Origin of the sequence: Blautia sp. AF19-10LB, assembly GCF_003461245.1 — a bacterium.
Classification (GTDB): Bacteria; Bacillota; Clostridia; order Lachnospirales; family Lachnospiraceae; genus Blautia_A; species Blautia_A intestinihominis.
Genome location: NZ_QTWS01000067.1, coordinates 1 through 8,182 on the forward strand (window position 1 = coordinate 1; position 8,182 = coordinate 8,182).

Consider the following 8,182-nt stretch of genomic DNA (forward strand, 5'->3'; position numbering starts at 1 on the left):
AACTCAAGGAGAACCTTGTGGTCTGCTGTTAAATATGGCTCACATTCGCATCCATTGAGAAGGATCGTATCAACCGGTTTTGCTGGTTTCAGTTTGACACAGGTCGGGAAACCTGCACCACCCATACCAACAATTCCTGCTTCTTTTACGATTTCGATGATCTCATCCGCGGTAAGATCATCTAATGGTTTATGAGGCTGTACGGATTCGTGCAGAGTATTTTTTCCGTCTGATTCGATGACAACTGCCATCACTTCACTGCCTCTTGTTCCATGCATGCGAGGTTCAACAGCAACTACTGTTCCACTTACACTGGAATGTACCGGTGCGCTGATAAATCCGGCAGCTTCGCCGATCTTCTGTCCGACCTTTATGGTATCTCCTACCTAAACGATCGGATTAGCCGGAGCGCCCAGATGCTGTGACATAGAGATCACAACTGTCTTAGGATCCGGGAATTTCTTCAGATCGATATGCTCGCTGAATTCCTTATGTTCTGACGGATGAACACCGCCATAATATCCATTCAGTCTGTCTTCCCTTATTGCTTTAACGTAGTCGTTGATTACTTTGAAATTCACCTTTGAGAAGTCACGGACCTGTACAGGCTGATTGAGGAATTCCTCAAGTCGTCCCTGTTTTGCAAGTCTCTGATAAATCTTCTCCCATGCACAGTCTTTATTCGGATCCACTTCGCACTTACCGTTCTTGGCACCTCCACACTGCCCATTTACAAGGCTCTTGGAGCAATCAACGATCGGACAGACACCACCGGTTATGTTCAGATAACACTGAGCACAGGCATCACAGCTCTTCTTGGTAAGAGCCATGCCATGATGACCTCTGTAGTTAAGAGAATTACTTGCTGCATAAACTGGTTTTCCTGCCAGTTCTGCAACTGTCTGAATACCAAGGCCGCAGGAAATTACGATAACATTCTCTGTTCCTTCCGGAAACAGATCCTGTAATTTTCTTTCTGTGTGCATCTTGTTACACAAAAAGTCTACCTTTGTACTGCCAGTGACTGTCTTGCCCTGTTCTGCGGCAAATTTCAGAAATTCATCGCAGTCCGGCTCGTCAATGGTGTCAAATTCCTTGAAGCACTTGTTACAGGCAATGACATACAGGTTATCTTTGCCCTCAAGCAATGATGCAAGTTCTTCATTGCTTTTCAGCTGATACTTAGTATAGTTCTCCAATTGCTCACCTTCCTTATGAAATATTTGAACTTATATGCTTATCAGCTTCTATCCTTCCTTCCCCTCTGCACTGTTAAGAAAAAAACAATAAAAATCCGATAAACTGGTTCTATAATTACTATCCTATATAAATGTAGCACAAATCGTTTATTTTATTCAGTTCTTATTGTATGTTTTCATCAAAAATAAGCTCTTTTTTTATAAAAAAGCGGTTCTGCACGCTGAAAAAATCTGTTATTTTTTTATCATAATGGTGGGATGGATTTTTTTTGCCTCAAACTTTAATACCAGACATCCTGACATACCATTTTTTTGTTCTTATACTGTCGGATTTGTGTTATACTGTAACTATTCAGTACCCTCACAGTTATACTATGCTTTACTATATTTATGAAATATGGGAGGGAATCGACTATGCAAAATCCAATTCCTGATGAAAGATATTCTGTGGCAGACGAAGCCATCCTGGGAGCTTTTTTTAAACTCATAAAGCAAAAAGCTCCTGACCGGATCACCGTATCCGATATCACCAAAACAGCTGGTATCGCGAGAAGTACTTTTTATAATCATTATCAGGATATCCCCTCTCTTGTATCTGCTGTTGAAGAAAAGACGATCCATGATGTTTTTTCCATAATGGAAAAATTTCATCCAGAAAATGACCGCGATATCTGTCAGTCCTATTTTCTGACGATCTGTCGCTATACAATGGAAAATCCCTTCCTTGCCGGTCTTCTGAGCACCCCTCACGGGAATGATCTGTTTGAAAAAATGCTGACCATGCTTCATCACTATGTCACCGCTACCACCTCCAGTGCCAGCCCCGACAGACACACAAAAGAGGAAATATCTTACGTAATCACCTGCGCGATCGGCAGCACAATCGGTGTGCTTCACAAATGGACCCGGGATGATTTTGATCTCGCACCGGAAGTCATTGCAGAGATTCTGACTCAGATTTTTCTTTCCGGCATGCTGCCTCTTTTGTCCTGACTGCCCTGCATACAGGCACAAAAAAACCCGTCTGAGCACTTTCACTCAGACGGGTTTTTATTATGCCTGCGGCTCGTCGACCAGGACATCCTGTCTCCTGATCTTCTTTGTCGTACTCCGGATAAACGGATTTTTCCGGATCACCAGACCTGTAATGCGGCGGTAAGTCGGCTGGTTTTTGTTGTATTCATCCAGAAATGCCTGAAGCTGTGACCTGATCATCTCAGTATCCAGTGCCTTTGCCTCCACAACTGCCTGTTCCGGATAAATTCGGGCTGTAAGACCATTGTCCTCGCCTGTTACAATCACTTCACCCACAAGCGGATTCAATGCAAGTTTGTTCTCAATTTCCTCAGGAGATACATTTTCTCCATTGGAAAGAATAATCAGATTTTTCACACGACCATTGATGAAAAGATAACCATCTTTATCAATATATCCCTTATCCCCGGTATGCAGCCAGCCATCTTTCAGCGTTTCCTCTGTCTCACGAGGCATCTGATAATATCCCTTCATGACACTTGTACCTTTTACCAGGATCTCTCCATCCTCAAATCTGATTTCCACATTCTCAAGTGGTCTTCCGATGGAACCCGGCTTATTGTTTTCCGGTGTATTATTGCTGATGACCGGAGAGCATTCCGACATACCGTAGCCTTCCAGTATCTGTATACCGTACTCTGCAAAACAGTCAATATAGTAAGGATCCAGATGTGCCCCACCGGTAAAAATCGTGTGCAGTTTTCCACCAAATACTTTTTCTGCAAGAACAGCTTTCGGAATCGACGGATCAGCAGCCGCCAGTCTCTTATAAATCGTCTCAATCATCATTGGAACCATGAGCATGATATCCGGTTTAAAAATGCTCATATTTCTGATCATATGAAGCAGGGAGTCATTGATACAGAGGGTCGCTCCCTGAGAAAAACCCTTCAGCCAGTCCATGACCAGACAGAATGCATGATGGATCGGAAGTACACTGAGCATGGCTGTTCCGGGTTCTGCCGAGATTTTGACTGCCTCAACATTGGAAGCCAGATTATTCTGTGTCAGCATAACTCCCTTGCTCTTTCCTGTCGTTCCGGAAGTAAAGATAATTGTCGCAATATCTTCTGCATCCGGGCAGGAAGCATCTCCTTCGGCATTCTTTCCTGAATTTCTGAGTTCGCTGATACTATATGTATCCGCCGGTACATCCTCCACCTCTTCCTGGAGCATCCATACTTTCTGAAGTTTCGGACAGTTTGCAAGAAATGCTTCCAGATACGGTCTGTGTTTCGGACTTAAGAACAGTGCTTCGGAATCGGAGCGGTTTATCAGATCGATCAGTTCTTCACACGGGAGTGCTGCATCCAGCGGCACCGCTGTAGTACATCCTGTAATAATTCCCAGATAGCTTTCGATCCATTCTATAGAGCTGGTTCCGATCAATGCAATATGCTTTCCCTCAAAACCTTCTGCAAGAAGTCCTTTTCTGGTGGAAATCACATTTTTCATCATTTCACTGTAACTTCTCTCCAGAATCTCTTTTCGGTTAAGCCATTTTACTGCCTTGACTTCGCCAAATTTCTGTACACTTTCTTCTAATATATCCCTGATCAGCATATCTTTCTCCTCCCTCACTGTTCTGTGGACTGATATTCTGTTAATTCTGTTCGCTCCGTTCACACACAACTTAGTTCTTACTGAAGCTCCTCAAGAAGCTTAAGTGCCTCCTCAAGAGTTGTAATTTTTGTCACTTCGGTTTCCTCAAGTTCAATGTCAAAGGTATCCTCAAGTTCACCCAGAAAAGACATGAAATCCAGAGAAGTAAATCCCAGATCCTCACGGAATCTCATCTCACCTGTCATTTCTTCCGGTTTCACTTTGCTGTACTGCGCTACAATATTTTTAAATTCCATTTCCTGATTCATTCCATTTCCTCCTGATTTTTTATTTTTATACCTGTTCCATGATCTCGCCGATACTCATATCCGGCTCTGCAATTCCCTTAAACAGAATACGCATCATATAATAATAAAGCAGTTCCATGTCGTGTTCCTCAAGATGAGCAGTCTGATAATGATATGAGAAGTTCATGCCGCCATCCTCCGTGTGTGATACAGTCAGATACATTTTTTTGGTTGCGGCACCGTTTGCAAACCATTTGGCATGCTGGCGAACGGTTCCAAGCATTTCATTCTCCACCTTCACCGGCATTGGCTGATAGGTAAGATAACAGCTTTCATAGCTGGTATGCTCCGGTGTATGATATCTCTTTCTCATCTCATCCACGATAAGTGCCGGATCGTAATTGCTGTGCATATAAATTCGGTTCTGCATATTCTGGATTTCATAAGCTGCCGAGAGAAAATCTGTCTCCGGTGAGATCACTGTTCTGCACGGAAACATAATAGTTCTGCTTCCCCCGGAAGTCCATTCATCATGGGTAGAACGTCTGGATATAAAATTCTGGATCGTAATATCTTCTTGTCCGTTATTTACTTTTGACAGATAAGTACGGATACCAAGCAGAAGCAGATTTGTCATGGAAAGCTGATGATTCATACAGAAATCCATCAGGTTCTGTGTCGCATACGGTTCCAGATGATAATCCTTTACTGCAACAAACAGCTCGTTCATCTCAATATCAGAAGCACGAAGCTTCGGATCCCCATGACGCTTTCTTGCTTCCTCCAGTACAGATGGTCCCTGAATATCAGAATATAACGGCTCGCCCAGTTCATCCAGCTGGTCATCCCAGAATTTTTTATCTTTTGCAAAACGCTTTTCATTGCCCGATTTTGCAAGATCTTTTTTCAGAACCGTCTCAAAATCAACCAGTTCCTGTGGGCAGGCCGTTCCATATTTATAATGCGTATATAACTGGAACAAATCTCCGATCATAACTACAAGCCCACAGGAATCGATCAGTCTGTGATCCATATGTAAAAAGAAACCATTGTATCCTTCCGGAAGCTTCAGCATGGTAAATTCGCACATCGGGATATTATCTCCGTCAAATGTTTCATACGCCCACTGCTGCATCAGCTCATCTGCCTTTGCCAGGCTTTCCATTCCTGACAGATCCTTCAGTTCAATATCACGCGGATCCTGTTTTTCAATGTACTGTTTTACATTTCCATCTTTATCCGGTTTCGTAAAACGGACTCTGGTACAGTCTGAACGCTCCATTTCCATCTGAATACATTTCTTCAGTAATCCAAAATCCAGTTCTGCCTGTACAGAAGCCACAACACTTACACCAGATACCTGCTGTGTACCATAATCCATGATCCAGTTGTGATGCATTTTCTGAGCTGCCGTCAAAGGATAATAATTTCTCATATAATAGATAACCTCCATTATCCCGGTATTCCTCTTTATCCGAGATAGAAAAAACATTATTGTATGCTTCAGGTCAAAAAATATCATACCTTCTCGGGAAATACCAGTACCCCTGGGACTTAATGAACACTTTACAAAAAATTGACCGGGACTTATCATTCATTTAACATAACAGTTCAAATGTATATTCCCTGTTATGTACCATGTCTGATAAATCCCGGTCGGGATTCTTTATGTCCGTTTAATCGTATTTCTCAAAAAATTCCATCATCTTGTGCTGATACAGTTCCGGATCCGCATAGGCACTGCACAGATGCCGTGCCCCCGGTATGATCACCAGTTCCTTCTCTGCCCTGCAGAGCATGTAATTCTGAAAAGAATTATTCGGATACACATAGGTGTCCTTCTCTCCATGGAAAAACAGAACCGGTCTTGTATTTTTTTTTATGGCTTCTGTAGTGTCTGCATCTTTCATATGAAATCCTGCCACAAGAGAACAGAACCAGTCCAGTTCCATCAGAAGCAGTGGTATATGATGCAGGTGGAACCAGTTAGCTGCCATATCACGCATCTGTCCTTCCATAGACTGAAAACCACAGTCCGCAATCAGGCCTTTTACCTCTGCCGGAAGTGTATGTCCTGATGCCATCAGTACAGTAGCAGCCCCCATAGACTGTCCGTACAGATAAATCGGGAGCTTCTCTTTATTTCGTTCAGATACATAGACTGCCCATTGCTGCACATCCCATTGCTCCTTTGCTCCAAAGGTGATATATTTTCCCTCGCTGTCACCGCAGCAGCGATGTTCTATAAACAGGACATCACATTGATGCTCATGCAGATATTTTGCCATAAACGACAAGGTGCCAAACCGGCTGCCACGATAACCATGGCTTAATATGACGATCCTTTTTGCATCTTCTGCCGGCAGATATAATGCATGCAGTTTTAATCCGTCAATACTTTTGATATAACAGTCCTGCATTTTCTGCTCAAAACACCATGCCTTACTCTCATTGTATTCTCTGGCATAACCGTTCTGGGGATGATTTTCCCTGATATGAGACAGCTCAAACCATTTCTTTCTTTCCTTTTTGTGCTCTCCTCTTTTGCAGCAGACCACCATGTTAAAAAAGCGCCATCCCATCTCCAGCACTCCAAGAAAGACAACCGACAGTATTGCAAACAGCTTAATAAATTTTTTCTTCATCATGATTTCCCCACAGTTCACATTTTAGAATAAGAATCTTGCCCAGCCAAGCAGATGCTGTACCAGAAATATTTTTCTCTTTTGTTTTGGAGTCAGCAGACAACTATAATGACAACAGCACTTTTTCGGATCTTATGCTGGCTCATACTCCACCTGCTTTCAAGTTTTAATACTTATAATTCTTTTGATTTATAGTATTATACTCTCCAGAGCCGGCATATACAATCCAATTTTTTCTGTGTGTCTTCAGGATTATAAATATGATTCAACTGTGTGTTTCTCCAAAGGCTGGGATTCGCTGTATCCGGAGCGTCCTAATCCAGAAAAGCATATGCCGTCTGACTCCATACAACCTTCCCGTTCTCATCACAAATATCCAGAGTATCCGGAGAAGCAAGCAGACCTTTGGTCGCGTTCTCAAACTCCGCAGTATCCTCGAAGTCCAGCAATGCATAAACTTCCTGATTTGCGTCAATCGTATACTGGGTGGCTGGTTTGCTTTCCGCTGTTAATTCTGATGTTGCAATTGCGGTCGAACTGCTACAGACAGTCATGGTAAGTGCCAATGCGGCGGCAATCAAAGTACTTACTTTTTTTCTTTTCATGATATCTTTCCCCCTTTATCTTATAAAAAATTCAAATATTCTCTGCTGCCTGATACTTTCTCCTGACTCGCTTAGTAATTTGTTTATATAATAAAATGTCGCTTTATTCCAGTCAATAAACATGGAACAAAGCGACATCCAAGCGGCTTAAAGCGACATATTTTTTAGCTATTTTGTACAATTTCTCAGGTATATATTCCATATTTTATGGACATTATTACTACTGTCAACTGCCTTAATCCTATCCAGATCAAACAAGATACAGCCACAATGTCCCTTAAAGGTAGGAAAACAGATTACCTTCAGGTTGGTGTCTATCTCCGGGCTATAATCCATAAGTTCCAATACTTCTCCATAAAGTGCCGAACGTTCATAACTTCGCAGCCATTTCGAATCCATATTGGAAAACAAACTGCCAAAAGATTTTCCCAGCAACTGATTCAGCGAAAGCTTTTCTAATCTGGCAAGTTCCTGATTTGCATAACGGAAAATCCAGTCTACTGCATGACTTTCTTCATTAAACACCATTTCTATGTCCGTAAATGCAATAGGCAGATATTCAAAAGAACTATAATAACGTCGATATTCTTCTTCTGTAGCCGGAATACCGCTTTTTCCCAAAGCATTAATCATTCTTTTCTGCTTTTCCTGAATCTCGGCCACTATTTGTTTTTTCTTGCGGACAGTATACAACAATTCTTCTCCATTACTGAGATCTACCGTATCTGTCACATCATGAATCGCTTTTACAGACACAATACAGCCTCTATGTATTTTTACAAAGTCTTCTGTGAATTAAAAACTCTATCCTCACATGACTGAAGTCACGTGCTTCCGGACGCTTTAGG

At 42.2% G+C, this 8,182-nt stretch carries 7 protein-coding genes and 2 pseudogenes; 1 reads left to right on the forward strand and 8 read right to left on the reverse strand.

The genetic code is table 11. The features are described from left to right. Together DWX28_RS20185 and DWX28_RS20190 are read right to left on the reverse strand one after the other, a co-directional pair. Window positions 1-251: pseudogene (locus DWX28_RS20185) on the reverse strand (electron transport complex subunit RsxC); the annotation flags it as partial. A 30-nt stretch (window positions 252-281) separates the two neighbouring features. Beyond that, a pseudogene (locus tag DWX28_RS20190) lies at window positions 282-986 on the reverse strand (methylenetetrahydrofolate reductase C-terminal domain-containing protein); the annotation flags it as partial. Between the two features lie 627 nt (window positions 987-1,613). Between DWX28_RS20190 and DWX28_RS18640 the strand changes: the two are divergent. Continuing rightward, complete coding sequence (locus tag DWX28_RS18640; RefSeq protein WP_118254624.1) at window positions 1,614-2,192, forward strand: TetR/AcrR family transcriptional regulator; 579 nt, start codon at window positions 1,614-1,616, stop codon at window positions 2,190-2,192. Between the two features lie 60 nt (window positions 2,193-2,252). Here DWX28_RS18640 and DWX28_RS18645 read toward each other — a convergent pair whose 3' ends face one another. The 6 genes from DWX28_RS18645 to DWX28_RS18670 all read right to left on the reverse strand — a co-directional run bounded on the left by DWX28_RS18645 (window position 2,253) and on the right by DWX28_RS18670 (window position 8,090). Beyond that, a complete protein-coding gene (locus DWX28_RS18645) occupies window positions 2,253-3,797 on the reverse strand; it encodes an AMP-binding protein (protein ID WP_118254626.1) in 1,545 nt (514 codons plus the stop codon). Between the two features lie 77 nt (window positions 3,798-3,874). Next, window positions 3,875-4,105, reverse strand: coding sequence for an acyl carrier protein (locus DWX28_RS18650; RefSeq protein WP_118254628.1), 231 nt, complete (start codon window positions 4,103-4,105; stop codon window positions 3,875-3,877). A 25-nt stretch (window positions 4,106-4,130) separates the two neighbouring features. Then, window positions 4,131-5,519 (reverse strand): condensation domain-containing protein, encoded by a 1,389-nt coding sequence (locus tag DWX28_RS18655; protein ID WP_118254637.1) that lies wholly within the window; start codon window positions 5,517-5,519, stop codon window positions 4,131-4,133. A 241-nt stretch (window positions 5,520-5,760) separates the two neighbouring features. After that, window positions 5,761-6,732 (reverse strand): alpha/beta hydrolase, encoded by a 972-nt coding sequence (locus tag DWX28_RS18660; RefSeq protein WP_243002501.1) that lies wholly within the window; start codon window positions 6,730-6,732, stop codon window positions 5,761-5,763. Window positions 6,733-7,043: 311 nt separating this feature from the next. Then, the gene (locus DWX28_RS18665; RefSeq protein WP_118254632.1) at window positions 7,044-7,334 is read right to left on the reverse strand and encodes a hypothetical protein; all 291 of its coding nucleotides are present in this window, start codon (window positions 7,332-7,334) and stop codon (window positions 7,044-7,046) included. 168 nt (window positions 7,335-7,502) lie between these two features. Continuing rightward, window positions 7,503-8,090 (reverse strand): LytTR family transcriptional regulator, encoded by a 588-nt coding sequence (locus DWX28_RS18670; protein WP_118254635.1) that lies wholly within the window; start codon window positions 8,088-8,090, stop codon window positions 7,503-7,505. Window positions 8,091-8,182: the final 92 nt, after the last annotated feature.

Excerpts from the sequence above, each read along its gene's own strand:
- DWX28_RS18640 (WP_118254624.1), top strand. The coding sequence starts at position 1,614 with ATGCAAAATCCAATTCCTGATGAAAGATATTCTGTGGCAGACGAAGCC.
- DWX28_RS18645 (WP_118254626.1), bottom strand. The coding sequence starts at position 3,797 with ATGCTGATCAGGGATATATTAGAAGAAAGTGTACAGAAATTTGGCGAA.
- DWX28_RS18650 (WP_118254628.1), bottom strand. The coding sequence starts at position 4,105 with ATGAATCAGGAAATGGAATTTAAAAATATTGTAGCGCAGTACAGCAAA.
- DWX28_RS18655 (WP_118254637.1), bottom strand. The coding sequence starts at position 5,519 with ATGAGAAATTATTATCCTTTGACGGCAGCTCAGAAAATGCATCACAAC.
- DWX28_RS18660 (WP_243002501.1), bottom strand. The coding sequence starts at position 6,732 with ATGATGAAGAAAAAATTTATTAAGCTGTTTGCAATACTGTCGGTTGTC.
- DWX28_RS18665 (WP_118254632.1), bottom strand. The coding sequence starts at position 7,334 with ATGAAAAGAAAAAAAGTAAGTACTTTGATTGCCGCCGCATTGGCACTT.